General features: G+C 63.0%; 1 protein-coding gene and 1 pseudogene. Both read right to left on the bottom strand.

Annotation, left to right across the window (positions count from 1 at the left end):
- Nucleotides 1-141: hypothetical protein (locus Q7C21_RS23090; protein WP_375151253.1), on the bottom strand; the 141-nt coding region annotated here is incomplete at its 3' end.
- A gap of 135 nt (nucleotides 142-276) precedes the next feature.
- A pseudogene (locus Q7C21_RS23085) lies at nucleotides 277-514 on the bottom strand (oxygen-independent coproporphyrinogen III oxidase); the annotation flags it as partial.

Here is a 514-nt window from a genome sequence, read left to right as displayed (position 1 = left end):
CAGGGTGTGCTTGAGTTGAGCGGCAGCCACAGGCGCCAGCTCGGCGTCGTCCAGCAGGTCGCCATGATGCTGGTCCACCCAGGCCAGGACCTGCTGAAAGTTGTCGAGATAGTAGAAGGGGTTTTCCAGGGCCTGACGCATCGCACATCCGGTAAAACTGGGGCGCGGGCGGCCCGCTCGAAAGCTGGCTATTTATACAGTTCGAGCGGTATTTGGCAATGGCCGGTGATCAGCGGAAGGGGCGGCGTGGGTGCCGCCCCGGACGCGATGGAAGGATCAGACGGTGCGCGAGAAGCGCCCGCGCTGCTCGCCACCGAGATAGGCATCGAAAGCCATGGCGACGTTGCGCATCATCAGCTGCCCCTGCGGCAGCAGAATCAGCGCATCGTCGCGCAGCTCCACCAGACCATCGGCGACCGGCTCGGCCAGTTTGGCCAGCGAGTCGGCAAAATAGCTGCGGAATTCGATGCCGTGCTTCTGTTCGATCTGCCGGTAATCGATACGCCCATGGCAC

It is taken from the genome of Pantoea sp. ANP04, from assembly GCF_041982285.1.
Taxonomy (GTDB): domain Bacteria; phylum Pseudomonadota; class Gammaproteobacteria; order Enterobacterales; family Enterobacteriaceae; genus Pantoea; species Pantoea eucalypti.
The sequence above is the reverse complement of the archived record's forward strand: the minus strand, read 5'-3'. Positions and strand labels throughout refer to the sequence as shown.